At 68.6% G+C, this 26,046-nt stretch carries 28 protein-coding genes and 1 pseudogene; 10 read left to right on the top strand and 19 right to left on the bottom strand.

Annotation, left to right across the window (positions count from 1 at the left end):
- Positions 1-63 precede the first annotated feature (63 nt).
- Positions 64-1,209: a hypothetical protein gene (locus AC3ANK_RS13325; RefSeq protein ID WP_484171404.1), complete on the top strand. Its 1,146-nt coding sequence runs from the start codon at positions 64-66 to the stop codon at positions 1,207-1,209.
- Positions 1,210-1,281: 72 nt separating this feature from the next.
- Here AC3ANK_RS13325 and AC3ANK_RS13320 read toward each other — a convergent pair whose 3' ends face one another.
- From AC3ANK_RS13320 to AC3ANK_RS13310, 3 genes are read right to left on the bottom strand one after another with little or no spacing between them, the layout of a single operon-like run.
- Positions 1,282-1,500, bottom strand: coding sequence for an RNA-binding S4 domain-containing protein (locus AC3ANK_RS13320; RefSeq protein WP_206861238.1), 219 nt, complete (start codon positions 1,498-1,500; stop codon positions 1,282-1,284).
- Between the two features lie 39 nt (positions 1,501-1,539).
- Entirely contained in the window at positions 1,540-1,803 is a 264-nt protein-coding gene (locus AC3ANK_RS13315) for a GIY-YIG nuclease family protein (RefSeq protein WP_484171403.1), read from the bottom strand.
- Positions 1,800-2,393, bottom strand: coding sequence for a hypothetical protein (locus tag AC3ANK_RS13310; protein WP_484171402.1), 594 nt, complete (start codon positions 2,391-2,393; stop codon positions 1,800-1,802). Before AC3ANK_RS13310 ends, AC3ANK_RS13315 begins: the two co-directional genes overlap by 4 nt.
- Before the next feature lie 92 nt (positions 2,394-2,485).
- On the opposite strand from AC3ANK_RS13310, the gene dbpA reads away from it, so the two are divergent.
- Positions 2,486-3,892 carry an ATP-dependent RNA helicase DbpA gene (gene dbpA / locus AC3ANK_RS13305; RefSeq protein ID WP_484171401.1) on the top strand — a complete coding sequence of 469 codons (1,407 nt, stop codon included), beginning with the start codon at positions 2,486-2,488 and terminating at the stop codon, positions 3,890-3,892.
- Between the two features lie 142 nt (positions 3,893-4,034).
- On the opposite strand, the gene AC3ANK_RS13300 is transcribed toward dbpA, so the two are convergent.
- The 6 genes and pseudogenes from AC3ANK_RS13300 to AC3ANK_RS13275 all read right to left on the bottom strand — a co-directional run bounded on the left by AC3ANK_RS13300 (position 4,035) and on the right by AC3ANK_RS13275 (position 8,454).
- Positions 4,035-4,163, bottom strand: coding sequence for a hypothetical protein (locus AC3ANK_RS13300; protein WP_484171400.1), 129 nt, complete (start codon positions 4,161-4,163; stop codon positions 4,035-4,037).
- Positions 4,164-4,550: 387 nt separating this feature from the next.
- A complete protein-coding gene (locus tag AC3ANK_RS13295; protein ID WP_484171399.1) occupies positions 4,551-4,679 on the bottom strand; it encodes a hypothetical protein in 129 nt (42 codons plus the stop codon).
- A 130-nt stretch (positions 4,680-4,809) separates the two neighbouring features.
- Positions 4,810-5,205 carry a DoxX family protein gene (locus tag AC3ANK_RS13290; protein ID WP_206861234.1) on the bottom strand — a complete coding sequence of 132 codons (396 nt, stop codon included), beginning with the start codon at positions 5,203-5,205 and terminating at the stop codon, positions 4,810-4,812.
- A 62-nt stretch (positions 5,206-5,267) separates the two neighbouring features.
- Positions 5,268-6,098 (bottom strand): general secretion pathway protein GspB, encoded by an 831-nt coding sequence (locus tag AC3ANK_RS13285; RefSeq protein ID WP_484171398.1) that lies wholly within the window; start codon positions 6,096-6,098, stop codon positions 5,268-5,270.
- 4 nt (positions 6,099-6,102) lie between these two features.
- Positions 6,103-7,407: an ExeA family protein gene (locus AC3ANK_RS13280; protein WP_484171397.1), complete on the bottom strand. Its 1,305-nt coding sequence runs from the start codon at positions 7,405-7,407 to the stop codon at positions 6,103-6,105.
- A gap of 116 nt (positions 7,408-7,523) precedes the next feature.
- Positions 7,524-8,454, bottom strand: a pseudogene (locus tag AC3ANK_RS13275) (DMT family transporter).
- 226 nt (positions 8,455-8,680) lie between these two features.
- On the opposite strand from AC3ANK_RS13275, the gene AC3ANK_RS13270 reads away from it, so the two are divergent.
- The 4 genes from AC3ANK_RS13270 to AC3ANK_RS13255 all read left to right on the top strand — a co-directional run bounded on the left by AC3ANK_RS13270 (position 8,681) and on the right by AC3ANK_RS13255 (position 12,791).
- Complete coding sequence (locus AC3ANK_RS13270; protein WP_484171396.1) at positions 8,681-11,134, top strand: TonB-dependent receptor plug domain-containing protein; 2,454 nt, start codon at positions 8,681-8,683, stop codon at positions 11,132-11,134.
- Between the two features lie 96 nt (positions 11,135-11,230).
- Positions 11,231-11,563, top strand: coding sequence for a TfoX/Sxy family protein (locus tag AC3ANK_RS13265; protein WP_484171395.1), 333 nt, complete (start codon positions 11,231-11,233; stop codon positions 11,561-11,563).
- A gap of 127 nt (positions 11,564-11,690) precedes the next feature.
- A complete protein-coding gene (locus AC3ANK_RS13260; protein ID WP_206861228.1) occupies positions 11,691-12,284 on the top strand; it encodes a YceI family protein in 594 nt (197 codons plus the stop codon).
- A gap of 138 nt (positions 12,285-12,422) precedes the next feature.
- Complete coding sequence (locus AC3ANK_RS13255) at positions 12,423-12,791, top strand: DUF1428 domain-containing protein (RefSeq protein ID WP_206861227.1); 369 nt, start codon at positions 12,423-12,425, stop codon at positions 12,789-12,791.
- Here the strand turns inward: AC3ANK_RS13255 and AC3ANK_RS13250 are convergent.
- The 6 genes from AC3ANK_RS13250 to AC3ANK_RS13225 form a co-directional block, all read right to left on the bottom strand.
- Entirely contained in the window at positions 12,760-14,094 is a 1,335-nt protein-coding gene (locus tag AC3ANK_RS13250) for an RNA polymerase sigma factor (protein ID WP_484172883.1), read from the bottom strand. The genes AC3ANK_RS13255 and AC3ANK_RS13250 overlap by 32 nt on opposite strands.
- Before the next feature lie 203 nt (positions 14,095-14,297).
- Complete coding sequence (locus AC3ANK_RS13245; RefSeq protein ID WP_206861226.1) at positions 14,298-14,834, bottom strand: SRPBCC family protein; 537 nt, start codon at positions 14,832-14,834, stop codon at positions 14,298-14,300.
- Positions 14,835-14,842: 8 nt separating this feature from the next.
- Entirely contained in the window at positions 14,843-15,271 is a 429-nt protein-coding gene (locus AC3ANK_RS13240) for a YciI family protein (RefSeq protein WP_484171394.1), read from the bottom strand.
- Positions 15,272-15,297: 26 nt separating this feature from the next.
- Positions 15,298-15,705, bottom strand: coding sequence for a VOC family protein (locus tag AC3ANK_RS13235; protein ID WP_206861224.1), 408 nt, complete (start codon positions 15,703-15,705; stop codon positions 15,298-15,300).
- 20 nt (positions 15,706-15,725) lie between these two features.
- The gene (locus AC3ANK_RS13230) at positions 15,726-16,154 is read right to left on the bottom strand and encodes a YciI family protein (protein ID WP_206861223.1); all 429 of its coding nucleotides are present in this window, start codon (positions 16,152-16,154) and stop codon (positions 15,726-15,728) included.
- Positions 16,155-16,390: 236 nt separating this feature from the next.
- Positions 16,391-17,275: a LysR substrate-binding domain-containing protein gene (locus AC3ANK_RS13225; RefSeq protein WP_484171393.1), complete on the bottom strand. Its 885-nt coding sequence runs from the start codon at positions 17,273-17,275 to the stop codon at positions 16,391-16,393.
- 156 nt (positions 17,276-17,431) lie between these two features.
- On the opposite strand from AC3ANK_RS13225, the gene AC3ANK_RS13220 reads away from it, so the two are divergent.
- The 3 genes from AC3ANK_RS13220 (at position 17,432) to AC3ANK_RS13210 (ending at position 19,933) form a co-directional block, all read left to right on the top strand.
- Positions 17,432-17,875, top strand: coding sequence for a cupin domain-containing protein (locus AC3ANK_RS13220; RefSeq protein WP_206861221.1), 444 nt, complete (start codon positions 17,432-17,434; stop codon positions 17,873-17,875).
- A gap of 37 nt (positions 17,876-17,912) precedes the next feature.
- Positions 17,913-18,812: a DMT family transporter gene (locus AC3ANK_RS13215; protein ID WP_206861220.1), complete on the top strand. Its 900-nt coding sequence runs from the start codon at positions 17,913-17,915 to the stop codon at positions 18,810-18,812.
- Between the two features lie 233 nt (positions 18,813-19,045).
- Entirely contained in the window at positions 19,046-19,933 is an 888-nt protein-coding gene (locus AC3ANK_RS13210; RefSeq protein ID WP_484171392.1) for a cyclase family protein, read from the top strand.
- Between the two features lie 156 nt (positions 19,934-20,089).
- On the opposite strand, the gene AC3ANK_RS13205 is transcribed toward AC3ANK_RS13210, so the two are convergent.
- The 3 genes from AC3ANK_RS13205 to AC3ANK_RS13195 form a co-directional block, all read right to left on the bottom strand.
- The gene (locus AC3ANK_RS13205; protein WP_206861218.1) at positions 20,090-21,412 is read right to left on the bottom strand and encodes an NTP/NDP exchange transporter; all 1,323 of its coding nucleotides are present in this window, start codon (positions 21,410-21,412) and stop codon (positions 20,090-20,092) included.
- Positions 21,413-21,425: 13 nt separating this feature from the next.
- On the bottom strand, positions 21,426-22,388 hold the full coding sequence (locus AC3ANK_RS13200; protein ID WP_484171391.1) for an aldo/keto reductase: 963 nt from the start codon (positions 22,386-22,388) through the stop codon (positions 21,426-21,428).
- A 184-nt stretch (positions 22,389-22,572) separates the two neighbouring features.
- Positions 22,573-23,388, bottom strand: a complete 816-nt coding sequence (locus tag AC3ANK_RS13195) for a DUF72 domain-containing protein (protein WP_484171390.1) — start codon at positions 23,386-23,388, stop codon at positions 22,573-22,575.
- Positions 23,389-23,512: 124 nt separating this feature from the next.
- Between AC3ANK_RS13195 and AC3ANK_RS13190 the strand changes: the two genes are divergently transcribed.
- A complete protein-coding gene (locus AC3ANK_RS13190; protein WP_206861215.1) occupies positions 23,513-23,863 on the top strand; it encodes a GFA family protein in 351 nt (116 codons plus the stop codon).
- Positions 23,864-24,181: 318 nt separating this feature from the next.
- On the opposite strand, the gene AC3ANK_RS13185 is transcribed toward AC3ANK_RS13190, so the two are convergent.
- Positions 24,182-25,990 carry a DUF885 domain-containing protein gene (locus AC3ANK_RS13185; RefSeq protein WP_484172882.1) on the bottom strand — a complete coding sequence of 603 codons (1,809 nt, stop codon included), beginning with the start codon at positions 25,988-25,990 and terminating at the stop codon, positions 24,182-24,184.
- Between the last annotated feature and the right edge of the window lie 56 nt (positions 25,991-26,046).

Below are 26,046 nucleotides of genomic sequence, written 5' to 3'. Positions count from 1 at the left end.
CTCACGCCCTCCACCCGCGCCTGCTACTGTTCGCCGCAATCCACCCGTAGACGTGGGAGCGCCATGGACGAGCGTTACTCGTTGATGCGCGGAGGGCTGCTGTACCGGCTCACGCATGCCGGCGGCGCGCCGTGGACCGAGCGCGCCTACGCGCCCTGGGTCGCGTTCGCGCTGCTGATGGTCGTGCTGGTGCCGGTCGCGGTGCTGTCGGCGCTCGACGGGCGCCTGCTCGCCGGTGCGACCGTGCCGCTGGGGCGCGACTACAACGTCTGGGCACGCTTCGCCATCGCGATGCCGGCGCTGGTGCTCGCCGCGCCGCTCGCCGACGAACGCATGTGGCGTGCGCTGGACCATCTGCGCAGCCTGGTGGAACCCGGCGACCAGGCGAAGTTCGAGCGCGCGCTGGAACGCCTGCGCCGCTGGCGCGATGCGGTGTGGCCCGAACTGCTCCTGTTCGCCATCGCCGTCTCGGGTGCGTTCATCGCGCCGACGTTGCCGCTGTACGAACAGGTCACCAGCTGGCGCAACGACGGCGCGCAGCTCACGCCGGCGGGGCTGTGGCTGACGTGGGTCGGCTTCCCGGTGTTCCGCTTCCTCGTGCTGCTGTGGCTGTGGCGTTTCACGCTGTGGGTGTGCCTGCTCGCGCGGTTCTCGCGGCTCGAACTGGCGCTGCACGCGGCACATCCCGACGGCTGCGGCGGCGTCGGTTTCCTCGGTTACGCGCACGCGTCGTTCCTGGTGCTTCCGTTCGCGGGCGGGCTGCTCGTCGCCGGCAGTTGCGCGGTGGAGATGGACTACCTCGGCGTGCGCCTGAGCGCGCTGCACGTCGTGCTCGGCGCCTACGTGGTGATGGCGATCGCGCTCCTGCTCGCGCCGCTGCTGTTGCTCACGCCGAAACTCGCCGCGCTCAAGCGCAACAGCCTGCTGGCGTACGGCGCGCTCGGCACCGACACGGCAGAGGAATTCGAGAACCGCTGGCTGGGACGCGCGCGGCGCGATGCGGCGCCGATCCTCAACGCGGGCGACTCCTCCGCGCTGGCCGATCTCACCGCCGTCTACGCGACCGCCAACCGCATGGGCACCGTGCCGGTGCAGCGCTGGATCCTGCTGCAGTTCGTCGGCGCGACGGCGCTGCCGCTGTTGCCGCTCGTGTTGCTGGTCATGCCGATGGACGAGCTGCTGCAGAAGCTGCTTTCGATGCTCGTGTGAGTGGAGCAGGAGCGAGTGTGGAGGAGCGGGAAGCGAGGAGGAACAACTCGCTCACTTCTCCCTTCTCGCTTCTCACGCCTGCACCACGCGGATTTCCACCTCGTCCACGACCACCACCTGGCCCGCGCGGATCTTGCAGGTCTTGCGCAGCTCGACTTCGCCGTCCACCGTCACCGCACCGCTGGCGACGATCGCCTTGCCCGCGCCGCCGCTGTCGCACAGGCCCACCAGCTTGAGCAGCTGGTTGAGTTCTACGTGGTCGCGGTCGAGTTCGAAATCGATGTGCTGCATGGAACGGGCCGGCGGGCGAGGGCGCTCAGGATACGCCGCTCATCCGCCCGCGCACAGCGCGCGCTTCTGCTCGGGCCGCAGCTGCTTGATCGCGTGTTCGGCGCGGCTGGCCGATGCGCGGTCCGGATGCGGGAACTGCCCCAGCAACCGCACCGGCGGACGCGATCGCGTGTATCGCGCGCCCTTGCCGGCCACGTGCTGCGCGTAGCGGCGCGCGACGTCGGTGGTGATGCCGGTGTACAGACTGCCATCGCGGCATTCCAGCAGGTAGACGAACCAGGGCGCGGCGATGTCGGTGGTCATGGCAGGTAATCGTACAGCCGGTAGATCCACGACAGCTCGTAGACGATCGCGAACGCCACGAACGCCCGGTGGAACCGTTCGTTCGACACCTTCATCGCGACCAGGCACAGCACCACGAGCAACCCGTTGCGGATCGGGTATTCGATGCCGAAGTGCTCGTAATACGGCTTGCCCTTGATCAGCGTGTCGATGAAGTCGATCACGTACAGCGCGGCCATGATCCCGAAGAACCAGCTGCGCCGGGACTGGAAGTAATCGCGCCAGCCGCTGTAGTCGGCCAGGTCGTCGGGAAACAGCAGCGTGCACAGCAGGAACAGCACGACCACGTAGAGGATCAGGAACGCGTACGAGGTGAAGCTCCACGGGTGCACGCGCACCAGGCCGAATTCCCACCACCAGAAGTGCACCAGCAGGATGAACATCGACAGCGCCCATGCCAGGTGCACGCCGTAGATGCGTTCGCGCCCGGGATGCTGCACGAACTTCGCCATGCCCTTGAGCAGCGTGGTGAGCGCCAGGCCCAGCACGATGCCCAGCACGATGCGGATGTGCGCGAACTGCGGGTCGTTGGCGACGGCGGTCGTGTCCATGGCGCGCCCCGGAGAGCCTTCTGGCCGATGCCGCGAGCATAGTCATCGCCGCGGCGTGGCGCATTCACGCCGGCAGCTGCGATCATGGCGGCATGACCGAGTCTCCCCATTCCGCGGCCTCCGACGCCGCGTTCGACCGCCTCCCGCTGACGCCCGCGCTGCTGCAGGGCGTGCAGGCGCTGGGCTACGCGAGGATGACGCCGGTGCAGGCGCATGCGCTGCCGGCGATCCTCGACGGCCGCGACCTCATCGCGCAGGCGCCCACCGGGAGCGGCAAGACCGCCGCGTTCGGCCTGGGGCTGCTGCACCGGCTCGATCCGGCCGCGAACGCCACCCAGGCGCTGGTGCTGTGCCCGACGCGCGAACTCGCCGACCAGGTCGGCCGCCAGCTGCGCAAGCTCGCCTTCGCGATCCCCAACCTGAAGCTGTCGATCCTGTGCGGCGGCATGCCGCTGCAGCCGCAGCTGGACTCGCTGGCGCAGCACGCGCCGCAGATCGTGGTCGGCACGCCGGGCCGGTTGCAGGAGCTGCTGCGCAAGCGCGCGCTGGACCTGTCCGCGCTGCGCACGCTGGTGTTCGACGAAGCCGACCGCATGCTCGACATGGGCTTCGAGGAGCCGATCCGCGAGATCGTGCGCGCCACGCCCGCCTCGCGCCAGGGCCTGCTGTTCTCGGCGACCTTCCCCGATTCCGTGCGCGAAATCAGCCGCGCGATGCTGCGCGATCCGGCGGAAGTCACCGTCGAAGGCGGCGAACGTCACGCCGCGATCGAGCAGCGGTTTTACGAAGTGGACCCTCCGCGCAAGACGCAGCTGCTGGCCGCGCTCCTGCTGCAGGAGAAGCCCGAATCGTGCGTGGTCTTCTGCAACATGCGCCGCGACGTGGACGAGGTGGCCGGCTCGCTCTCGCACTACGGCTTCACCGCGCTGGCGCTGCATGGCGACATGGAGCAGCGCGATCGCGACGAGGTGCTGGTGCGTTTCGCGAACCGCAGTTGCAACGTGCTCGTCGCCAGCGACGTCGCCGCGCGCGGGCTCGACGTGAAGGAGCTGGCGATGGTGGTGAACTTCGACGTCCCCAGCGACGCGGACACCTACGTGCATCGCATCGGCCGTACCGGTCGCGCCGGCCGCGACGGCCTCGCGCTGACGCTGGTGGGGCCGCGCGAGCAGGGACGCGTGTCCGCCATCGAGGAACGACAGGGCGCGCCGCTCGCCTGGTACAAGGCGACGCCGCTGTCGGGCAAGCCGTCGAACGTTCCTCCCGCGGCGATGGTGACGCTGCGCATCGACGCCGGCCGCACCGACAAGCTGCGCCCCGGCGACATCCTCGGCGCGCTGACCGGCGACGCCGGCTTGAAGGCCGATGCGGTCGGCAAGATCGATGTATTCCCGACGCGTTCGTACGTCGCGGTCGCACGCGCGCAGGCGGCGCAGGCGTTGACGCGCCTGCGCGAGGGGAAGATCAAGGGAAGGAAGTTCCGGGTGGGGCGGATGTAAGGCGAACCGCCGCCGTCATCCAGCTTTTGTAGCCCGGGTAAGCGAAGCGCACCCGGGTCGGGGAAGCCGCGAGCTCCCGGGTGCGCTTCGCTTACCCGGGCTACAAGAGCCCGGTGTTTTTCGGCCGACTATCGCGGTGCGATCACCGCTGGTTGAACGCCCACCTTCCCGGTCCCAGCAGCGCGATCGCCGCCGCGGTCGCCATGAACATCACCTGCAGTTCGATCGCCCAGCCGCCCTGTTCGTTGAGGTGGCCGATGCCGCCAGGCACACCAGGTACAGCTTTTGTAGCCCGGGTAAGCGAAGCGCACCCGGGTCGGTGAGGCGGCGAGCTCCCGGGTGCGCTTCGCTTACCCGGGCTACAAGAGCCCGGTGTTTTTGGGCCGACTATCGCGGTGCGATCACCGCTGGTTGAACGCCCACCTTCCCGGTCCCAGCAGCGCGATCGCCGCCGCGGTCGCCAGGAACATCACCTGCAGTTCGATCGCCCAGCCGCCCTGTTCGTTGAGGTGGCCGATGTCGCCAGGGCACCAGGTACAGCTTTTGTAGCCGGGTAAGCGAAGCGCACCCGGGTCGGGGAAGCCGCGAGCTCCCGGGTGCGCTTCGCTTACCCGGGCTACAAGAGCCCGATGTTTTCGGGCCGACTATCGCGGTGCGATCACCGCTGGTTGAACGCCCACCTTCCCGGTCCCAGCAGCGCGATGGCCGCCGCGGTCGCCAGGAACATCACCTGCAGTTCGATCGCCCAGCCGCCCTGTTCGTTGAGGTGGCCGATGTCGCCAGGCACACCAGGTACATCTTTTGTAGCCCGGGTAAGCGAAGCGCACCCGGGTCGGGGAAGCCGCGAGCTCCCGGGTGCGCTTCGCTTACCCGGGCTACAAGAGCCCGGTGTTTTTGGGCCGACTATCGCGGTGCGATCACCGCTGGTTGAACGCCCACCTTCCCGGTCCCAGCAGCGCGATCGCCGCCGCGGTCGCCAGGAACATCACCTGCAGTTCGATCGCCCAGCCGCCCTGTTCGTTGAGGTGGCCGATGTCGCCCAGGTGCACCAGGTACAGCGCGAACAGCATGTTGATGACGATCAGGATGCCACCGATGCGCGAGAAGAAACCGGTGATGACCAGCAGCGGTGCGATCACCTCGCCGATGATCACGCCGTAGGCGAAGAACGCGGGGAAGCCCTGCGTTTCGACCAGCTTGAAGATGCCGTCGAGACCGCCTTCGAGCTTGCTCAGCCCATGCAGGAAAACCAGTACGCCGAGCGCGATGCGGAGGATCAGCTTGCCGATGTCTTGCTGGGTGCTGCTGTTCATGGCGGTACCCCGGGTTGGTCGGACAGGCGGATGGTCCGCTGCCGCCGCGCCCGGCGCAACCGTCAGCGCAGGGGCAGGGACAGGCGGCGGCCGTGCCAGTTGAGGACCACGCCATCGGGCGCGATCTCCTCCACCACCGCTTCGCCGACACGATCGCCCACTCCCACGCGCGCCCCGTCGATGATCGCGAAGCGCTGCGCCGGCGTCGGGCCGAACATGTGCATGCTGATCTTCAGCGCCGGCAACTGCTCGCGTTCGCCGGGCGACAGGTCCGACAGACCGACCGGCGCACCGGTGGCGGGCGGCGGCATGGGCATCGGCTCGACCGGTGCCGGCACGGCTGCGGGCGCGCGCGCCGGTTGCGAGGCCGGCGTCGCATTCGCGATGGCCTGCTCGTAGCGATCCACGGTCCCCGCGGGTGCGACCGGTTCCGGCGTGGAGGGCGCGGTCGGTGCGGTGGTCTGCGGCGGCGTCGGGCGGACCGTCGCGATGTCGGACGCGCCGGCATACACGTCGCCTTCGACGGGCTGCACCGGTTCCGGCGGAGCGCCCGGCACCGGGCGTCTGGGAAGCGGCGCCGGCGCGGGCGCGTTCGTTGGCGGCAGGGTGGCGACTTCCGACGGCGCTACGTCCGTCATCGCCGTCGGCGCGGGCGCTTCGTCCTGCGTCACCGCGGGCGCGCTTTCGGGCGCGGACGCGGGGCGGTCCCACAACCACCACGCCACCGCGATCACCACGACAAGCGCCGCGATCCCGGCGAACCAGAACGGCCCGCGACCGCGCGGTCCACCTGGCGGCCGGCCCGGCGGCGGGAGTTCCGCGCGCAGGTCGGGGACTTCGCCGCGGCGGCGTTCGGCTTCGGATTTGCGCAGGGCATCGAGGATCAACGACATCGCGTCACTTCACTCCCTGCGCAGGCGTGGTGTCGAGCGAGCCCAGCCGCTGCGGCGCGTCGTCCCGCGCCGCCAGCGCCATCAGCGTGGCGGGGCCGACCACGCCATCGGCGACCAGGCCGGCGTCGTGCTGGAAACGCCGCACCGCGTCCTGCATCGCCGTGTCGAACACCGCCGGCGCGGTCGAGGCCGGCAGGTACGCGGGCCGCAGGCGGCGTGCGATCCACTCCACCATCACGCCCGTCGCGCCCTGCCGCAGGGGCGCGTCTCGCAGCGCGGCGGCGAAGGTTTCGGCGTCCAGGCGCATGGTGGTGTCCGCGGGCGTCGTCGCCGCGACCGTGACCGGCCTGGCGGGCGCGGGCGTGGGTTTCGCGACGGCGTCGGCGCGGACCGGCGCGCGCGTCCACCATCCGCCGGCGAAGGCGAACGCCGCCGCGGCCAGGACCGCCGCCGCCGGCAGCGCGAACATCCACGTCCGGCGCGTGCGCGGCTTCGATGCCGGCAACACTTCGGCCGCCGCGCGATCGACCCAGCGCGCATCCAGCATCGCCACGTCGTGCGCGTAACCGGCGAGCAGGCTGCGTTCGGCGATCACGTTGATCAGGCGCGGCACGCCGCCGGAATGCGCGTGGATGCGCTTCAGCGCCGAGCCGTCGAACGGAAACCGCGTGCCACCGGCGACGCGATAACGGTGGCGCAGGTAATCGCCGGTTTCCGACGCATCCAGCGGCGTGAGGTGGAAGCGCGCGGTGATGCGCTGCGCGAGTTGGCGCAGGTCCTCGCGCGCGAGCATGCGGCGCAGTTCCGGCTGCGCGAGCAGCACGATCTGCAGCAGCTTCTGCGTCGGGGTTTCCAGGTTGGTGAGCAGGCGCACCTGTTCGAGCGCCTCGACCGACAGGTTCTGTGCCTCGTCGATCACCAGCACCACGCGCAGCCCCTGCGCGTAGGCATCGAGCAGGTAGACGTTGAGCGCATCGACCAGCGCCTTCGTGCTGCCGCGCCGGCCGTCCAGGTCGATGTGCAGTTCCTCGCAGATCGATTCGAGCAGTTCCACCGGCGTGACGCGGGGATTGAGCACCAGCGCGACGCGCGCGTTCTCCGGCACCTGTTCCAGCAGCAACCGGCACAGCGTGGTCTTGCCGGTTCCGACCTCGCCGGTGAGTTGCACGAACCCGCCGCCGCCGCCCTGCGTGATGCCGAACAGCAGGTGCGCCAGCGCATCGCGGTGGCGTTCGCTGAGGAACACGAAGCGCGGGTCCGGCGTGATCGAGAACGGCGGCTCGGTCAGGCCGTAGTGCTCGAGGTACATGGGCGGCGGGCGACTGCGGAGTTCCGGGCAGGGTAAGCGAGAAACGGGCGGCGAGGAACGAGAAACGAGTTGCGGCCGGCGCCTTCACTCGTTTTTCGTTCCTGTTTCACTCGTGCCTAGCCCTTCGCCTCTGCCGTCCCCAGCACCTCCGGATCGACCGGGTGCGGCCGGCCCAGCAGCGGATGGATGAACACGGCGGCGAGGATGATCGCCACGCCCACGTAGAACAGCGTCGTGAGCTCGCGCTGTTCGCCCAGCAGCAGCGCGGCCAGGACGATGGCGTAGACCGGTTCCAGGTTCACCGCGAGCTGCTGCGCGAACGCGCTCATGTGGCGCAGCGCCACCAGCGACAGGCTGAACGGGAGCAGCGTGCACGCCAATGCGAGGCCGAGCAGCAGCGCGGCGTCGTGCGCGCCGGGCGTCACCAGCAGCGGGCCGGCGAAGGCCGGGAACAACAGTGGCATCAGCGGCGCGAGCAGGGTCAGCATGAGCACGCCGGCGCCGAGTTCCAGCGCGGTGACGGTGAGCGGGTCGCCATGTTCGACCATGCGCTTGTTGAGCGAACCGAACACCGCCACCAGCAACGCCGACACCGCACCCACCGCGATGCCCGCGCGCATGCCCGCCGGCACGCCGCCGACCACCAGTACCACGCCCGGCAACACCATCAGGCCCAGCGCGAGTTCGCGCTTGGAGAACCGAGTGCGCGTCAGCCAAGGTTCGATCATCGCCACGAACACGGTGCCCAGCGCCATGCAGGTCGCGCCGACGGAGGCGTTCGACAGCTTGATCGCGCCGTAGAAGGTGAGCCAGTGCAGCGCGACGAGTGCGCCGATGCCGGCGTAGGCGAGCATCGTGCGCGGCGACATCGCGCGCAGTCCGCGCCACACGCGCGGCACCAGCGCGAGCGCGGCGACCACCAGCAACATCCGCCACCACACCAGCGGCAGCAGCGGGCAGGGTGATGAGCTTGCCCAGGATCGCGGTGAACCCCCACAGCAGCACGCAGAAATGGATTTGCAGTTGCGCCTTGCGGGTCGGGGTCATGCGGTGCGGCGGCGGCGGCGGAGGGCCGGCCATTGTCGCCGGTGTCATGGGGCGGATGTCACGACGCGCGGTTGCCTTTGCAGCCCGGGTAAGCGACGCGCACCCGGGGCCCGTCGCGCATCCGGGCGCTTGTCCGGGCACCGCGCTCCGCAAAACGAAAAAACAAAATTGGCAAATTCTTAACATTTCGTTATAGGCTCAGGGCACGCCAACGCCGGGAGTGCCCATGAGCCAGCACCGCAGCCGTCTGTTCCGCGCAGTGACCACCGCACTCTGGCTGGGAGGCGGGCTGCTCGGCAGCAGCGCCGCGCTGGCCCAGCAGGCTCCGCCGGTCACCGGCGAGCCCGAAACCGCCGCCGAAGCGCGTGCCGAGGAAACCGGCCGCGCGACGACCCTCGAAACCGTCTCCGTCCTCGGCTCGCGCCGCGTGCAGCGCTCGTCCGACACGGCATCCATGTCGCCCGTGGACGTGTTGCCGATGGACCAGGCGGTCGAGGAAGGCGCGCAGTTCGACCTCGCGCAGACGCTGCAGTACGCCTCGCCCTCGTTCACCTCCACCCGCCAGACCGGCGCCGACGGCGCGGACCTGATCGACGGCGCCGCGCTGCGTGGCCTGGGCTCCGACCAGACCCTGGTGCTGGTGAACGGCAAGCGCCGCCATACCGTGTCGCTGGTGAACATCTACGGCGCGCGCAATCGCGGCAACACCGGCACCGACCTCAACTCGATCCCGCTGATGGCGGTCGATGCCGTCGAAGTCCTTCGCGATGGCGCCGCCGCGCAGTACGGTTCGGACGCCATCGCCGGCGTCATGAACATCTCGCTCAAGCGCGACAAGGGATGCGAAGCCGTCGCCGGCTACGGCGAATACACCCGGGGCGACGGCGAGAACTGGCTCGCAAGCGCGTACTGCGGCGCGGAACTCGCCACCGGCGGCATGTTCACCGTCACCGGCGAATGGCAGGACCGCGGCCGTTCCGACCGCTCCGTGCCCAAGGGCAGCCCGCGCATCATCGGCGACTCGGAAGTGACCAATCGCACGGTCTACCTCAACGGCGATTCGCCGCTCGGGGATGCGCCCGCCGAGGTGTACTTCACCGCCGGCATGCAGTCGCGCGATGCGTCCTCGGCCGCGTTCGCGCGCGAGGGCATCGGTTCGGAGGACATTCCCTCGCGCAACTCGGCGGCGATGTATCCCGACGGCTTCGTGCCCTTCATCGACGGCGAGCTGGAAGACCGCTACGGCATCATCGGCGCGCGCGGCGACATCGCGCAGTGGCATTGGGATCTGTCGCACACCTACGGCTACAACGAGCTGCGCTACACGATCAACAACACGTTGAACGCGTCGCTCGCGAACCTCGACCTGCTCAACGGCGGCGCCGGCATCAGCCCGGCGAGCTTCGACGCCGGCGGTTTCTCGTTCCAGCAGAACACCAGCAACTTCGACGTGTCGCGTTACTTCGACGGCCTGCTGGCCGGCGTCAACATCGCCTTCGGCCTGGAACAGCGCGAGGAACGTTACCGCATCCGCGAAGGCGAGGAAGGTTCGTACCTCGATTACGACGGCGCGGGCGAGGGCGGCAATCCGGGCAGCCAGGGTTTCCCGGGCTTCCAGCCGGGGGACGTCACCGACAAGTCGCGCGACAGCACTGCCGGTTACGTCGACGTGGAAGTGAACTACACCGACCGCTTCATGATGGGCTACGCGGTGCGCTACGAGGACTTCAGCGACTTCGGCAGCACGCTCGACGGCAAGATCGCCGCCGCCCTGCGCGCGACCGACACGGTGATGCTGCGCGGTTCGGTGAGCACCGGCTTCCGCGCGCCGTCGCTGCAGCAGAAGTACTTCTCCTCGACCATCACCGATTTCATCAGCGGCGAGCCGGTGGACGTGGTGATCGCCTCCAACGACAGCGAACTCGCGCGGCTTGCGGGCGTGCCGAACCTCACCGAGGAGACCTCGCAGAGCGCGACGCTCGGCCTGACCTGGACGCCGCGCGACAACGTGTCGATGACGCTGGACCTGTACCGCATCGACATCGACGACCGCGTCGTGCTCAGCGGCGATTTCGACACCAGCGACCCGTCGATCGGGCCGATCCTGGAAGCGATGGACGTGGGCCTGGCGCGCTTCTTCTTCAACGCGGTGGACACGCGCACCGAGGGCGCCGACCTCACGGTCAACTACGACTTCGACTGGGCCGACGCGAAGTGGAGCACGTACCTGGGCGCGAACTACAGCAAGACCGAGGTGACGCAGGTGAACACGCCGCCGGCGCTGGTGGGCCGCGAGGACGTGCTGCTGCCCGAACGCGACCGCCTGTTCATCGAGAACGGCGCGCCGCGCAGCAAGGCGGTGCTGGGCGTGGATTACGCGCGCGGCGCGTGGGAGGCGAGCGTGAAGGGCATCTACTTCGGCGAGCAGGAGCTGGGCACCTTCTCCGGCACCGCCGCCGGCGTGCCGAACCAGCATTACGCGAGCAAGGCCTCGGCCGACGTCAGCCTCACCTATGCCTTCGCCGGGAACACCAAGCTGACCGTCGGCGGCGCGAACGTGTTCGACAAGTTCCCCACGCGCCAGAACCCGGATGAAACCGACAACGGCCACATCTACGAGAGCGTGCAGTTCGGCCTCAATGGCGCCTCGTGGTACGTGCGCCTGTGGCATCGGTTCTAGAACGAGTGGACAGGAGCGGGAAACGGATGGGACGGCTCGTTTCTCACTCCTAATTCCCGGTTCCTCGTTTCTCGTTTCTCGTTCTTGGCAACTTCCATGGCCAACGCACTGCTCGCCCACCTCCACGACCTGCTCGATCCACTCGGCAGCGTGACCTCGCGTGCGATGTTCGGGGGACATGGCGTGTACCTCGACGGCGAGCTGATCGGCGTGGTGATGGAAGACGCGTTCTACCTGAAGGTGGATGCCGAGACGCGCCTGCATTTCGAAGCGGCCGGCAGCGAACCGTACGTCTACCTGGGGCAGGCGGAGCCGATCACGATGAGCTACTGGTCCGTGCCCGGGGAGGCGTTGGAATCCGCCGAGGCGATGCGCCCATGGGCGGAGCTGGCGCTCGCGGCGGCGCGCAGGGCGGGGCGGGGGAAATAGGCCGTAGCCTCGCGCTGCAACGACCGCCGTGCTTCGGGCGGCCATGTCGATTTCCCGATTCCTCATTCGTCGAACCCATGAAGGCCGCCAGACCGCCGCGGCCACGACGACCCCGAGGAGCCACCCGATGTCCACCCGCCGCCCCCCGTTCCCCCGCGCGCTGCTCGCCGCCGCGCTGTCGCTCACCGCCGCCGTGGCGACCGCCGCGCCGGCCGTGTACGAGATCGACCCGGCCCACACGTTCCCCAGCTTCGAAGCCGACCACATGGGCATTTCCGTGTGGCGCGGCAAGTTCAACCGCAGCAGCGGGCAGATCACCCTCGATCGCCAGGCGCAGACGGGCACGGTCGACGTCGTCATCGACACCACGAGCATCGACTACGGCCTGGACGCGATGAACGAGCACGCGCGCAACGACACGCTGCTCGATACGGCGAAGTTCCCGCAGGCCACGTACAAGGGCACGCTCGCCGATTTCCGCGATGGCGCGCCCACGCGCGTGAAGGGCGAGCTGACGCTGCACGGCGTGACGAAGCCGGTGGACCTGACGATCGGGCGCTTCAAGTGCATCCCGCATCCGCTGAACAAGCGCGAGCTGTGCGGCGCCGATGCGTACGGCGATTTCCAGCGCGATGCGTTCGGCATCGATGCCGGCAAGGACTACGGGTTCGACATGACGGTCTCGCTGCGCATCCAGGTCGAAGCCACGCGCACGCCGTGAGGCTCGCCGCTTCGCGGCTTCGTACCGCTCCCCGACCCTCCCCTGCGAGCCGGGGGAGGGAGCAGAAGCAGAAAAACCTTCCGCTAACACGCCATTCCCCATCCTGCGGCTTCCCGCCGCCACCACAGGAGTGAACGCATGGCCTTCTATGTCGATGGATTCGTCCTTCCCGTCCCGCGCGACAACGTGGACGCCTACAAGAAGCTCGCGCGCATGGCGGGCAAGATCTGGCTCGAATACGGCGCGCTGGAATACCACGAGTGCGTCGCCGACGACGTGCAGCCCGGCAAGACCACCTCGTTCCCGCAGGCGGTGAAGCTCAAGCCGGACGAGGTCGTGGTGTTCTCGTGGATCGTCTACAAGTCGCGCAAGGCGCGCGACAAGATCAACGCGCAGGTGATGAAGGATCCGCGCCTGGCCGGGATGGATCCCAAGTCCCTGCCGTTCGATGGCCGCCGCATGTTCTGGGGCGGATTCAAGCCGATCGTTTCGATGACGGCCGAGTAACCGCCGTCGCATCGTCCGCACCGGCCGCCGCCGCGCATTCGGCGGCGCGCCGGTGCAGCAGCGCCTGTTCGCGCGCGTTGCGGGTCATCTGCGCGGCGCGTTGGAACTCGTCGCGCGCCTCGCTCCAGCGTTCCAGCTTCCTCAGCAGATCGCCGCGCACCGCCGGCAGCAGGTGGTAGTCCTTCAGTGCGGGCTCGCCGGTCAGCGCGTCGACCACCGCCAGGCCCGATTCAGGACCGAACAGCATCGACAGCGCGACGGCGCGATTGAGTTCGACGACCGGCGACGGCGTGATGCGTGCGAGTGCGCCATACAGGCCGACGATCGCCGCCCAGTCGGTGTCCTCCGCCGTGGCCGCGCGTGCATGGCAGGCCGCGATCGCCGCCTGCAGCGCATACGGCCCGCCGGGCGCGGTGCCGCGTGCGGAGCCGAGTTTCTGCGCGCGTTCCAGCGCGCCAAGGCCGCGATGGATCAGCAACTGGTCCCACCGCGCGCGGTTCTGTTCGAGCAGCAGCACCGGGTCGCCGTCGGGCCCGATGCGCGCGGCCGAGCGCGACGCCTGGATTTCCATCAACGCGACCAGCCCGTGCACTTCCGGCTCGTTCGGCATGAGTTCGGCGAGCATGCGGCCCAGCCGCTGCGCGTCCTCGCACAGGCCAGGGCGCATCCAGTCGTCGCCGGCGGTGGCCGCGTAGCCTTCGTTGAAGATCAGGTAGATCACCGCGAGCACCGAGGAAAGCCGCTCGTTCAGCTCCTCGCCGCGCGGCATTTCGTACGGCACCTGCTTCTCGGCCAGGGTGCGCTTGGCGCGCACGATGCGCTGGGCGATGGTCGGTTCGGGCACGAGGAAGGCGCGCGCGATCTCGTCCGTGGTGAGGCCGCCGAGCAGTCGCAACGTCAGCGCGACCTGCGCGTGCGTCGGCAGCACGGGATGGCATGCGGTGAACACCAGGCGCAGCAGGTCGTCGTTGAACGGATTGTCGAGCGCGTCCAGGTGCGCGTCGTCGGCGTGCGCCTGTTCGTCCTCCAGCTCGCGCGCGATCTCCTCGTGCTTGCGCTGCTGCAGCTTGCTGCGGCGCAGGCGGTCGATCGCGCGGTGCTTGGCGGTGGCCATCAGCCACGCGCCGGGCTGGTCGGGAACGCCGCTTTCGGGCCATTTCTCCAGCGCCGCGACCAGCGCGTCCTGGGCCAGTTCCTCGGCCAGCCCCACGTCGCGCAGCATGCGCGCGAGCGCGGCGATGAGCCGGGCGGATTCGATGCGCCAGACGGCATCGATGGTGCGATGGATGTCGGTCGCCGTCATGGCGACGGATGAGAGCATCGGTGCGACGACGGTGCAAGTGCGAAAGGCGTCGTCTAGGTTGCCCGGAGGGCGGATGAAGAGCACCGGAGCGATGGCGCGGGACCGGCAGTGCGGCTGTGCACGGGCGGTTTCTATTGACGCTTCGTTGCCCCTCGCCCCACCCCTCTCCCGTCGGGAGAGGGGCTCGACAGCCCATCGCGGGCTCAGCCCTTGCCCTCGGCCACGCTCTTCAAACTCACCAGCCCCCGCTCGAAATCCTTCCCGAGCATCCGGTCCATGCTGAACACGAGCGACATCAGCTTGCCGATGTAGGGCTGCGGGCCGTGCATCGCCCAGGTCACGCGGCTGGCGCCGTCGCCTTCGGGGGCGATGAGGAATTCGGCCGTGTTGTGCGCTTCCATCGGGCGGGTGAAATCCAGGCGGATGCGCACCGCCGAGGCGGGCACCGATTCCACGATTTCCATGCGCCCCGCGCCCGCCTTGGAATTGCCGTCCCACGAGTACACCGCGCCGACGCCCTGCGGATTGCCCGCGATCTCGCGCTTCATCGCCGGATCCAGCGTCTCGAACGGCGACCACGCGCGCCAGCGGTTGAAGTCGTTCAACTGCTCGAACACGCGTTGCGGTGGCGCGTTCACCACGATGCTGCGCTCGACGCGGAAGGTGTCGGGGCGCGTGGTCGCGTACAGCAGCGCGGCCACGATGACGATCACTACGATCAGTCCGATGATCTTGAACATGGTCTTCCTCAGTGGTTGGGCTTGTTGCTTTGGGATTGCAGCATCTGTTCGAAGCCGGCGGCGGCTTCCTGCACGTCGGCGGGGAAGTCGTCGAATTCCTGCACCTGGCGCACTTCGATCACTTCGTTTTCCGAGGCCGGGCAGCGCGAGGCCCATGCGATGGCGTCCTCGCGCGACTTCACCTGGATCATCCAGTAGCCGCCGAGCACTTCCTTCGCTTCGGCGAACGGGCCGTCGGTGACGTGCGGCCGGCCACCCTCGAAGCTCACGCGCGCGCCCATCGACGGCGGGTGCAGGCCGTCGAGCGCGAGCAGCACGCCGGCCTTCTGCAGCGATTCGTTGTATTTCATCATCGCCGCCACGCGGTCGGCGGGCGGCATCGTGCCGGGCCTCGCGTCCTCGTAGCCCCTGGGGATCATCAGCATCATGAAACGCATGGCATGTCTCCTGTGCGGGTGGACGATCAGGCGGCGGCGTCGGGCATGCCGCTCATGTGCACGAATTCCCAATGGTGGCCGTCGAGGTCCTCGAACGCGCGCGAGTACATGAAGCCGTGGTCCTGCGCGTCGCCGGCGGATTTAGCGCCGGCCTTCACCGCCTTGTCGTGGATCGCATCGACGGCCTCGCGGCTGTCCAGCGACATGCAGTTGATGGCGCCGACGACCGCGCGCGTGTCGGCGACCGGCTTGCTGACGAACGTGCCGAAGAACTCGCGCGTCAGCAGCATGACGTGGATGCTGTCGTTGACCACCATGCAGGCGGCCTTGTCGTCGGTGAACTGCGGGTTGTTCTGGTAGCCGATGGCTTCGAAGAACGCCTTGGAGCGGGGGAGGTCGTGGCAGGGAAGGTTGACGAAGATCTGGGTCGACATGTCCGGGTTCCTGGTGGGGTTCACTGTGCGCGGGCTTCGAGGTGCTCGCGGATGCGTTCGTTGCGTGCGTGCGATTCGGCCGGGAGTTCGCCGCCGCAGGTGCCGTCCTCGTATACCTGGCGGATCTCGATCTGGCTGGGACCGCAGCCTGGATTCGGACAGCGCTTCACCCATTCGATCGCTTCCTGCAGCGATGCGGTGCGGAACAGCCAGAAGCCGGCGACCAGCTCCTTGGATTCGGTGAAGGGGCCGTCGATCACGCTGCGGCGGTCGCCGTCGAAGCGCACGCGCGCGCCCTTCGCGCTGGCGTACAGCCCGGCCGCATCGAGCAGCACGCCGGCCTTGGCCAGTTCCTCGTTATAGCGGCCCATCTGTTCGATCAGTTCCGCGCTCGGCGGGGCGCCCGCTTCGCTTTCGGGCGTGGCATGGACGATCACCATGAATTTCATCGTCGTCTCTCCATGTTCGCGCGCGGAATTGCGCGCTCTTGTGGAGACGACGAAGGAGCGCGGGGGAAATCGACACGGGGGCCGGAAAAATTTTTCCGGGATTCGGGATCGGCACGGCAACGCGCTCTTGTAGCCCGGGTAAGGCGAAGCCGCACCCGGGATGCTCCTGCGCATCCACGCGGATACGCCCACCCGGGTGCGCTTCGCTTACCCGGGCTGCAAAGGCCTTGGGCGACTCACCGCTGCAGGCTTCCCAGCAGCCAGTCCACGAACGCCCGCGCCGCCGGCCGCAATCGCCGGTGCGCCGGATACACCACGTAATACCCCCAGCGCGCCGGCATCGCCGGCACGGGCAGGCGGACCAGCTGGGCGCGTTCGAGGTACGGCACGGCGATGCGCGACCGCGCCAATGCGATGCCGAGCCCTTCGGCGGCGGCCTTCATCGCGTCGGTGGTGTCGCTGAAGGTGTAGCGCTCCTCGAACTTCGCGCCGTGCACGTGCGCGGCACGGAACCAGTCGTGCCATCCCTGGCGCGCGTGGTCGGCAATGAGCGGGTGCGCGGCGACGTCGCGCGCGGACGCGATCCCGGCCGCCGCCGCATACGCCGGCGAGGCCACGGGGAACAGCGATTCGTCCATCAGGAAATGCGCCGTCAGTCCGGGCCAGTGGCCGGGTCCGTGGCGGATGCCCAGGTCGGGGCCGCCGTCGTCGAAACGGGTCAGGGCGATTTCGGTGTCGACGTTGAGCCGGACGCCCGGGTGCGCGTGCGCGAAGTCCGGCAGGCGCGGCAGCAACCAGGTGTAGGCGAGCGAATGCAGCGTGGTGATGCGCACGCGGCCCTCGTCCTCGCGCGCGCCGCGCAGGCTGCGCAGCACGCCGTCCACGTCGGCCAGCGCGGTGCCGGCGGCGTCGGCGAGCTGGCGGCCTTCCACGGTCAACGAGACCCCGCGCGCATGGCGCTGGAACAACGCCACGCCCAGCCGCGCCTCGAGCTTGCGGACGTGGTGGCTGACCGCGCTCGCGGTGAGGTGCAGTTCCTCGGCGGCGTGGGCGAAGTTCTGGTGGCGGGCCGCCGATTCGAACGCCGTGAGGGCCGGCAGCCAGTCCGCGCGCAGGGCCATGTGAGCCTCAAATCCTGTTTTTGTCTGACCGCGAAAGTATGCGCTTGTAAGGCTTGGCGGCTGAACGAAAATAGCCGTTCCGGCAAAAGTCCTGCTTTCCCATCCGATCCCAGATCCCATCGCCCGCCCCCGCCCGGGCGATGCAGCGGAGCCCCCATGGACCGAAACGACATCGCCTTCGACGACACCGCGTATGAGGCCGAGGCCATCCAACGCGTCGCCGCGCCCGTGCCGATGCAGGCCTGGAACGTCGACGCGATCCCCGCGCTCGAAATAGGCGAAGGCTGCACGCGCCGCGACCTTCCCGCCGGCCCCGGCGTGCGCGTGTGGATCGTCGACATGGCGCCGGGCGCGCAGTGGCCGGTGTTCGACCACCACGAGACGGGCGAGTCGTATTACGTCATCGAAGGCGAGGTGATCGAAGGCGACGCGCGCTTCGGCCCGGGCACCTACGTGTACTTCGCGCCCGACAGCCGGCACCGCCCGCACACCGAAACCGGCGTGCGCCTGATCGGCCTGAACCTGGGCGACGCCGCGTTCCTGGCCGCCGGGGGCAGCCCGGAATCGATCGCGCACTGCTACCACCCCACGCAGGGTTGACCCCGCGTCCGACATCCTCACCCCACGAGGTTTTGCGATGAACACCGCTGTGACCGCTCCCGCACTGCCCGACTCGCGCGAACGCGGCTGGCTCACCCCGCTCGAACTGGCGCTGCTGGGCGCGATCTGGGGCGCCTCGTTCCTGTTCATGCGCGTGGCCGCCAAGGACTTCGGCGCGCTGGCGCTGGTGGAAGTGCGCCTGGCGCTGGGCTCGCTCGTGCTGCTGCCGTTCCTGTGGCGCGCACGCGCGCAGTTCCCGCTGCGGCTGTGGCCGAAGCTGGCGATCATCGGCGCGATCAACTCGGCCGTGCCGTTCCTGCTGTTCGCCTGGGCCGCGCAGCGTGCGCCGGCCGGCATCGGCGCGATCGCCAATGCGATGACCGTGCTGTTCACCGCGCTGGTGGGCTTCCTGTTCTTCCACGAGAAGATCGGCGCGCGTCGCGCGGTGGCGCTGGTGGCCGGTTTCCTCGGCGTAGTCGTGCTGGCCGGCGACAAGACCGCCGGCGGCGACCAGGTCGGCTGGGCGGTGGCGGCGGGCGCGACGGCGTCGTTCCTGTACGGCATCGGCATCAACCTGGTGCGGCGTCATCTGACCGGGCTGCCGCCGGCGGCGGTCGCGTCGGCGACGCTGGGCGCCTCGGCGCTGCTGACGCTGCCGTTCGCCATCGCGTACTGGCCGACGAACCCGATCCCGATGAAGTCATGGTTCTCCGCCGGCATGCTTGGCGTGGTCTGCACGGGATTGGCGTTCGTCATGTATTACCGGCTGATCGCCCGCATCGGCGCGAGCCGCGCGTCGACCGTGACGTACCTGATCCCGGTGTTCGGCGTCGCGTGGGCGTGGCTGCTGCTGGACGAGCCGCTGACGATCAAGATGGGCATCGCCGGGGCGATGATCCTGGGGAGCGTGGCGTTCAGCCAGCGTGCTTCCCGGTGAGCATGGTTCTGGCCCCTCTCCCGTCGGGAAAGGGGTTGGGTGAGGGTAGGGCGTGCGATGCAGCGATGCTGATGCTTGCGTCGAGGCACCCGCGCTGTGCATCCCTTCCCGGCCCCGCGGCCATCGGGCATGGTCCGATGGCCATCGTCGGGACGCGCGCCACTGGGGCGCAAACCTTCCTCCTCACCCCTGCATTCGCAGGAGTGGGAGTTCATTTCGCGGCGGTATGAGCCATGACCGAAAAACGCGTCGTCTTCGACTTCGAAATCGAGTTCACCAACGGCGGTGGCATCCAGGGGCAGGACTTCCGCCTGGACATCGACGGCGACGACATCGACGACGCCGCGCTCGTCGACTACATCGTGCGCGACCTGCGGCTGCTGATGGTCGGCCCCGCGCGCATCCTCAACAGGAAGATCATCGTCGAGCCGCACAAGCGCAAGGCGCAGGACGCGCCCGCGCGCCGTGGCTACTTCGAACTCAGCCACGTCATCGAGGATGGGCTGGTCACGTATCCCGGCCTGCCCGCGGCGCGCATCTGCGATTACCTCAGCCGCGGGAAGTCGCGTGAGGTGTACGAGGCGGGCACCGAATTCCAGATCGCCAGGATCGAGATGGTTGCCAACACCGGCACGTACCTGGATTGCCCGTTCCATCGTTACGAACATGGGCACGACCTGTCGCAGATCGGGCCGGAGGCGTTCTGCGATCTCGACGCGATCGTGATCCGCGCGGACCACCGGCAGGTGCGCGCGATCGACGCCTCCTGGTTCCGCGAGCGCGAGCTGCGCGGTCGCGCGGTGCTGGTGCACACCGGCTGGGACGCGTACTGGCGCCAGGCCTCGTACGCGGTGGAGCATCCGTTCCTCACGCAGGATGCGGCGGAGTACCTGCGCGATTGCGGCGTCCGGCTCGTCGGCATCGATTCGATGAACATCGACGACACCAGCGGCAAGTCGCGTCCGGTGCATTCGGTGCTGCTCGGCGCGGACATCCTGATCGTCGAGCATTTGTGCAACCTGGGCGCATTGCCCGACGAGGGCTTCGAGTTCAGCGCGATGCCGCCGAAGGTGCGCGGAGCGGGGACGTTTCCGGTGCGGGCGATGGCGCGGTTGCGGTGATGACGCGCGGGCACGCCCGTACCGGCCCGCTACCTCACCGTCTCTGCCTTTGTAGCCCTTGTAACCCGGGTAAGCGAAGCGCACCCGGGCAGGGGAGGCGACTGCGTTCCCGGGTGCGCTTCGCTTACCCGGGCTACAAAGGCGACAACGCAATCCTCAGCGCCGAATCCCCTCACCCGCCACATCGATCCCCTTCGGCAGCGCATCCTTCTCCGCAACGCGCGAATGCGCCCGCGCCAGCCCGGCACCCGTCAGCGCCCATGCCAGCGCGATCGCCGCACCCAGCAGCGCGGCGATCGCCGGCTGCTGCGCGAGCATGTCGATCAGCGCCTTCGCCCAGCCGCTCACCGCATCGGCGCCGCGATACACGACCGAATCGATGAAGTTCTTCGCCTTGTACTTCGCTTCGATCGGCACGACGGTGAACAGCATCTCGCGGCCCGGCCGCACGAAGGCGTATTCGCCGAATCGCCGCACCACCATCACCACCGCCAGCACCGCGAAGGTCGGCGCGAACGCCAGCCACACGAAGCCCAGCATCATCACCACCGGCACCATCACCAGCAGCGCCGCGAGGCCCAGGCGCTGCACCAGGCGGCCGGTGATGAACAACTGCGAGAGGATGGTCAGGCTCTGCACGATCGCGTCGATCGTGCCGAACACGCGCGTCTGGTCCTCGCGATCGGGGAACTTCAGCTCCACCAGCCGCGCCTGTTCGAAGTACAGGAACGTGGTCACGCTCGCCAGCAGCAGCACGAACAGCGAGAGGGCGAGCAGGTACGGCGAATGCAGCACCGTCGTGACGCCGGCGAAGGGATGCCCGCCCAGCGGCCGGGCGCGCGCCTGCGCGGTGAGTTCGTCGCGCACCGGCTGCGCGTCGCGCCAGCGTTGCAGGTGCCGTGCGATGCCGATGCCCACCAGCAGCAGCGCCGCCGCGAGCCACAGCAGGCCGGCGTGTCCGATCGGGCCGACCAGCGCGATGCCCAGCAGCGGCCCGACCAGTCCGCCCAGGCTCGCGCCGGCGGCCATCAGCGCGAACAGGCGCTTGGCCTGCGCGCTGGGGAACAGGTCGACGCACACGCTCCAGATCACCGAGATGGCGATCAGGTTGAACACCGAGATCCAGATGTAGAACGTGCGCGCGATCCACGCGTTCTCCGGATCGCGCTGGAACGCGATCGCGAACAGCGCCAGGTTCACCGCGAAGAAGCCGAACGTCCACGGCAGGATGCGCCGGCGCGGCACTTTCGACGCGATCCAGCCGAACAGCGGCATCGCCGCGAGCGTCGCCAGGAACGTACCGGTGAACAGCCATTGCAGGTTGTCCACGCCGCCGGCGACGCCCATCGTTTCGCGCACCGGCCGCAACATGAAATAGCCGGCGAACATCACGAAGAACAGCGTGGCGCCGGTCAGCACCGGCTGTGCTTCGCCCTCGGCGATGCCGAAGGTGCGTGCGATGCGCGCTCGCCAGTCCATGCCGCCGCCGCGCTCAGGCCAGCGCCGCGATCAGCGCCTGGCGCTGCTTCGCGTCCAGCAGCGCGCCCGTGCCCGCACGCAGGTTGTCGACCTGGTGCTTCACCTTCGACGTCGCGGGAATCACCACCGTCACCGCCGGATGGCTCAGCACGAACTTCAGGAACAGCTGCGCCCACGAATCCGCGCCAACCTCATTCGCCCACGGCGGCAGCGGTTTGTCGCGCACCTGCGAGATGAGCCGGCCGTCCTCGAAGGCGCGGTTGATCATCACCGCGCAGCCCAGCTCCTGCGCGAGCGGGAACACCGTCTGCTCGGCGCCGCGCGACACGGGCGAATAGTTGATCTGGATGAAATCGGGCTTGTGTTTGCGCATCTCGTCGGCGAGCTGCGCCTGGCCGTCCTCGCGGTAATGCGTGAGGCCGGTGTATTTCGTCTTTCCCTGCTGCTTGAGTTCGCGGATCAACGCCATCTGCGTCGCGGTGTCGCGCAGGTTGTGCACCTGCAGCAGCTCGACCTGGTCGGTGCGCAGGCGGCGCAGCGTGTCGTTGAACTGCGCGAGCCCTTCATCGCGCCCGGTGACGCCGGAAAGCTTGGTCGCGATGAACAGCTTCCCGCGCGTGTTCGTCTGCGCGATGAGATCGCCCAGCACGTCCTCGGCGGTGGAGTAGGTGGGTGCGGTGTCGATGAGTTTTCCGCCCGCGCCCACGAAGGCTTCCAGCACGTCGCGCAGCGGTGCGCGCTCGCCGGCGTCGGCGCCGACCTCGAAGCTTCCCGACGTGCCCATGCCGATGACGGGGATCTTCTCGCCGCTGGAGGGAATCGGCCGCGTAATCAGCGTGCCGCTGAACGGCTTCGCAGGCGCGGTGTTCGCGGCGGCCGGGGCGGCGCGCTCCTGGCTGCACGCGGCGAGCGGCGCCAGTGCGACGCCGGCGGCGGCCAGGGTGGCGGTGGAGATGAACTCGCGACGGCTGGTCATGGCGGTCTCTCTCTTCACGGCGAAGGGGAAGCACGATTCTGACGTTGATAGTGTCGAGAGCGCGCGCAGGGGAGTGCCATCCGACATGGTCCCCTGTCGGGGTTTGCGGTGAAGCGCGGGGTTTGTGCGGCGAAGCGTGGCGCGGGGCGATCCGCGTCCAGGCGTTACAGGAGCCGCAGGATCGTCACAGCCGCCCGATCAGCTCCATCGCCGCCGCCGGGTTGCGCTCCTTCGCCGCGCTGATGAAGAACACGTACACGTCGCGCCTGCGCTTCGGCGCGGCCTCCTTCGACAGCGTCGGCAGCGCATCCGGTTGCCCGCCCTCGGCCCATTCGTGCGCGCGCCTGGCCCACATCGACAGCTCGCTGTCCGTGTAGCCGGTCGGCACGTCGCTGCGCGAACGCATCAGCCGCGCATAGACGAAATCGGCGGTGACGTCGGCGAAGGACGGGTGTTCGTCCGAATCGGTGAACACCGTCGCCATGCCGTGCCTTCGCGCGAGCGCGACGTAATCGGCATCGACGAAGTCCGGATCGCGTACGTCCAGCACGTGGCGCAGCGGGCGGCCCTCGACGCTCGACGGCAGCAGCGAGAGGAACGCGGTGAAGCTCTCGCGCTGGATCCTCTGGTTGGCATCGAACTGCCACACGATCGGCCCGAGCCGGTCCCCGAGCGAGGCGATGCCGCCGAGGAAATCCTCGATCTGCGGGCCGGTCTTCGCGAGCGCGCGCGACTGCATGATCCGCATCGGCGCTTTTGCCGAGAACACGAATCCCTCCGGCGTTTCGGCGGCCCATTTGGCGTACGTCGCCGGCTTCTGCGCGCCGTAGTAGGTGCCGTTGACCTCGATGGCGGTGAGCTTGCGGCTGGCGTATTCCAGCTCGCGGCGCTGCACCAGGCCCTTGGGATAGAAGTTGTCGCGCCACGGCGCGAAGGTCCATCCGCCGATGCCGACGCGGATGCCATCGACGGGGCGCGGGTGCTCTTCGAACAGTTCCATGGATCGTCCAGGTGCAGATGCGGTGGCGAAGCATAGCGCCGACGGGTTAAGCCGATGTCGCCCCGCGCACGACGGACGGACGGGGAGTGGGGCACAATCGGCGCTTTCCGACGGAGGACAGCGCATGGCCCGTTACAGCGGAGGTTGTCATTGCGGCGCGATCGACTACGAGGTCGAAGGCGAGATCGAGCAGGTCCTGGACTGCAACTGCTCGCTGTGCGGCAAGCGCGGCGGCCTGCTGTGGTTCGTGCCGCGCACGGCGTTCGAGCTGAAGACGCCCGAGTCGAACTACCGCACCTACACCTTCAACACGCACAAACTGCAGCACCACTTCTGCCCGGAGTGCGGGATCTCGCCGTTCACCGAAGGGCAGATGCCGGATGGCACGCCGATGGTGGCGATCAATGCGCGTTGCCTGGAAGGCGTGGAGCCGGCGTCGCTGAAGGTGGTGCATTTCGATGGGCGGTCGCGCTGAGCTTTTGTAGCCCGATAAGCGAAGCGCATCCGGGGTTTGTCTCGCGATCCGGTCGCTGCGTCGTTGATCGCTGAAGGCTCCGGGTGCGGCTTCGCCTTGCCCGGGCTACAAGAGCGGCATGCGGGATTACGCGGACGACAGCATCGACTCGGATGCACCGTCGGCCTGGGTGCCGGCTTCGCCAATGACGCAATAAAGAGCCGCGACTGCAAGCAGCCGCGGCCCTGAACGCGATACGTCGAACGGTTGGATCCCCGCCTTCGCGGGGATGACGGTCCGGCAAAGGCGTGGCCGCAAGAGCGGCCACGCGCCGGCACGTCACTTGATCGGCTCGTCCAGCATCATCTCGCGCACGAACCGAACCGGCGGGGCGCCGTAGCTCAGCACCTGGTCGTGGTAGGCCTTGGCGTTGAACGTGTCGCCGAGCCTGGCTTCCACCGCCTTGCGCATGTCGAAGTGTTCCTGCGCGCCGACGAAGTACGTCGGCAGCTGCGCGCTGGTCAGCTGCGCGCGCACCCACTTGCCGGCCGCCTCGCGCTCCTGCTGGAACGCCTGCCTGGTCATCAGTTCCATCGCCTGCTCGCGGGTCCAGTTGTCCACGTGCACGCCCTGGTCGAGGATCGCGTTGGCGATCGTGCGCAGGTAGAACTTCAGCTGCACCAGGCGGAACAGCGGATCGTTATCGAGATATCCGGCGTCGGCGATCATGTCCTCGGTGTACACCGCCCAGCCCTCGGCGAACAGGCCCGAGCGCAGCACCGAGCGCAGCGTGGAATGCGACTTCACCGAATGCGCGCCTTCCAGGTAATGGCCCGGCATCGCCTCGTGGATCGACAGCAGGTGGATCATGCGGCTGTTGTATTCGCGCAGGAACGAATCGACCTGCTCGGCGCTCCAGTCGTCCGGGATCGGCGAGATCGCGTAGTAGGTGTCCAGGCCCTTGTCGAGCGGGCCCGGCGAATCGCAGTACGCCACCGCGACCCCGCGCTGGAATTCCGGCATCAGGATGATCTTCACCGGGTCGTTCGGCACGGTGACCAGGTCGTGCTTGCGCGTGAAATCGGTCGCCTGCTCAAGCGTCTTCTTCGCGAAATCCACCACCTGGTCGCGCGCGGGCTTGTCGGCGTAGGCCAGTTCGAGCGCGGCTTCGATCGCCTTCTGCTGCTGATCAGGCGACGGATTGGCCGGCATCTCCGGCGCGTTCGGCTTGTCCTTCAGCACCGTCTGCGCGATGGCGTACATCTCGCCGCGCACGCGGGTGAGTTCGGCTTCGGCGCGCTGCTTGATCTCCGCGCGCGACAGCGAGGAATTCAGCGAGAACTGCAGCTTCTCGTCGTACAGCTTCTGGCCGATGCGGAAGTCGCCCTTCGCGTTCGGCACCAGCGTCCTGTCGAGCCAGGTCTGCTGTTCGGCGACGGCCTTGCGCAGGTTCGCGACGGCGTCGTCGAGCGCCTTGCGGTCCTCGCCCTGCAGCTGGTCGGCGTTGGGGGTGATGAAGGTGTCGATCAGGCTGAGGATGCCGGCGTTCTGCTTGGCGACGGTTTCGGCGTGGATCTTCGGCACGCGCGCCGGATCGATGTTCTCGCGCATCTGCGCGTAGATCGCCGGGATCTTCTGCATGCGAGCGGTCGCCGACTTCAGGCGCTGCGGCATCGGCGCGAATTCGCGCGCCATCAGGTTGTAGATCGCGCCGCCGGCGAGGCCGCTGTACACCTGCGGATCCCACGCCCAGCTCTGCAGCGTCTCGATGTTCCAGATGTCGCCGCGCACCTGGTTGCGCAGGATCAGCGCGTCGATCTGGTTCTCGCGCGACAGCTTCGCGGTATCGATGCCGTCGAGCTGCGCCAGGATCTTCTTCGAGAAGTCCACCTGCGCCTGGCGGCCGGCGGCGCTCAGGTCGTCGACCTCGCCGTCGAAATCGTGCTTGCCGATCTGCGTGGCGGCCACCGGGTTCAGGCGCAGCCAGCCGTCGAGCCATTGCTGGGAAACTTCGGCGAAGCGCGCATCGAGCGCGGCATCGGAGGCCGGTGCGGCGGCCGTGGTCTTCGAATCGGCGGGCGCGGTCTGCGGCTGGCAGGCGGCGAGGCCGACGCTCAGGATGGCGGCGGCAAGCAGATAGGGACGCAACGAGGGCATGGACTTCTCTTCGGCTCGGATCAGGCGGCAGGACCGCGGTCGGCCGA

It is taken from the genome of Lysobacter sp. SCRH-1R, assembly GCF_057747855.1.
The sequence above is the reverse complement of the archived record's forward strand: the minus strand, read 5'-3'. Positions and strand labels throughout refer to the sequence as shown.

Excerpts from the sequence above, each read along its gene's own strand:
- AC3ANK_RS13325 (WP_484171404.1), top strand. The coding sequence starts at position 64 with ATGGACGAGCGTTACTCGTTGATGCGCGGAGGGCTGCTGTACCGGCTC.
- AC3ANK_RS13320 (WP_206861238.1), bottom strand. The coding sequence starts at position 1,500 with ATGCAGCACATCGATTTCGAACTCGACCGCGACCACGTAGAACTCAAC.
- AC3ANK_RS13315 (WP_484171403.1), bottom strand. The coding sequence starts at position 1,803 with ATGACCACCGACATCGCCGCGCCCTGGTTCGTCTACCTGCTGGAATGC.
- AC3ANK_RS13310 (WP_484171402.1), bottom strand. The coding sequence starts at position 2,393 with ATGGACACGACCGCCGTCGCCAACGACCCGCAGTTCGCGCACATCCGC.
- dbpA (WP_484171401.1), top strand. The coding sequence starts at position 2,486 with ATGACCGAGTCTCCCCATTCCGCGGCCTCCGACGCCGCGTTCGACCGC.
- AC3ANK_RS13290 (WP_206861234.1), bottom strand. The coding sequence starts at position 5,205 with ATGAACAGCAGCACCCAGCAAGACATCGGCAAGCTGATCCTCCGCATC.
- AC3ANK_RS13285 (WP_484171398.1), bottom strand. The coding sequence starts at position 6,098 with ATGTCGTTGATCCTCGATGCCCTGCGCAAATCCGAAGCCGAACGCCGC.
- AC3ANK_RS13280 (WP_484171397.1), bottom strand. The coding sequence starts at position 7,407 with ATGTACCTCGAGCACTACGGCCTGACCGAGCCGCCGTTCTCGATCACG.
- AC3ANK_RS13270 (WP_484171396.1), top strand. The coding sequence starts at position 8,681 with ATGAGCCAGCACCGCAGCCGTCTGTTCCGCGCAGTGACCACCGCACTC.
- AC3ANK_RS13265 (WP_484171395.1), top strand. The coding sequence starts at position 11,231 with ATGGCCAACGCACTGCTCGCCCACCTCCACGACCTGCTCGATCCACTC.
- AC3ANK_RS13260 (WP_206861228.1), top strand. The coding sequence starts at position 11,691 with ATGTCCACCCGCCGCCCCCCGTTCCCCCGCGCGCTGCTCGCCGCCGCG.
- AC3ANK_RS13255 (WP_206861227.1), top strand. The coding sequence starts at position 12,423 with ATGGCCTTCTATGTCGATGGATTCGTCCTTCCCGTCCCGCGCGACAAC.
- AC3ANK_RS13250 (WP_484172883.1), bottom strand. The coding sequence starts at position 14,094 with ATGACGGCGACCGACATCCATCGCACCATCGATGCCGTCTGGCGCATC.
- AC3ANK_RS13245 (WP_206861226.1), bottom strand. The coding sequence starts at position 14,834 with ATGTTCAAGATCATCGGACTGATCGTAGTGATCGTCATCGTGGCCGCG.
- AC3ANK_RS13240 (WP_484171394.1), bottom strand. The coding sequence starts at position 15,271 with ATGCGTTTCATGATGCTGATGATCCCCAGGGGCTACGAGGACGCGAGG.
- AC3ANK_RS13235 (WP_206861224.1), bottom strand. The coding sequence starts at position 15,705 with ATGTCGACCCAGATCTTCGTCAACCTTCCCTGCCACGACCTCCCCCGC.
- AC3ANK_RS13230 (WP_206861223.1), bottom strand. The coding sequence starts at position 16,154 with ATGAAATTCATGGTGATCGTCCATGCCACGCCCGAAAGCGAAGCGGGC.
- AC3ANK_RS13225 (WP_484171393.1), bottom strand. The coding sequence starts at position 17,275 with ATGGCCCTGCGCGCGGACTGGCTGCCGGCCCTCACGGCGTTCGAATCG.
- AC3ANK_RS13220 (WP_206861221.1), top strand. The coding sequence starts at position 17,432 with ATGGACCGAAACGACATCGCCTTCGACGACACCGCGTATGAGGCCGAG.
- AC3ANK_RS13215 (WP_206861220.1), top strand. The coding sequence starts at position 17,913 with ATGAACACCGCTGTGACCGCTCCCGCACTGCCCGACTCGCGCGAACGC.
- AC3ANK_RS13210 (WP_484171392.1), top strand. The coding sequence starts at position 19,046 with ATGACCGAAAAACGCGTCGTCTTCGACTTCGAAATCGAGTTCACCAAC.
- AC3ANK_RS13205 (WP_206861218.1), bottom strand. The coding sequence starts at position 21,412 with ATGGACTGGCGAGCGCGCATCGCACGCACCTTCGGCATCGCCGAGGGC.
- AC3ANK_RS13200 (WP_484171391.1), bottom strand. The coding sequence starts at position 22,388 with ATGACCAGCCGTCGCGAGTTCATCTCCACCGCCACCCTGGCCGCCGCC.
- AC3ANK_RS13195 (WP_484171390.1), bottom strand. The coding sequence starts at position 23,388 with ATGGAACTGTTCGAAGAGCACCCGCGCCCCGTCGATGGCATCCGCGTC.
- AC3ANK_RS13190 (WP_206861215.1), top strand. The coding sequence starts at position 23,513 with ATGGCCCGTTACAGCGGAGGTTGTCATTGCGGCGCGATCGACTACGAG.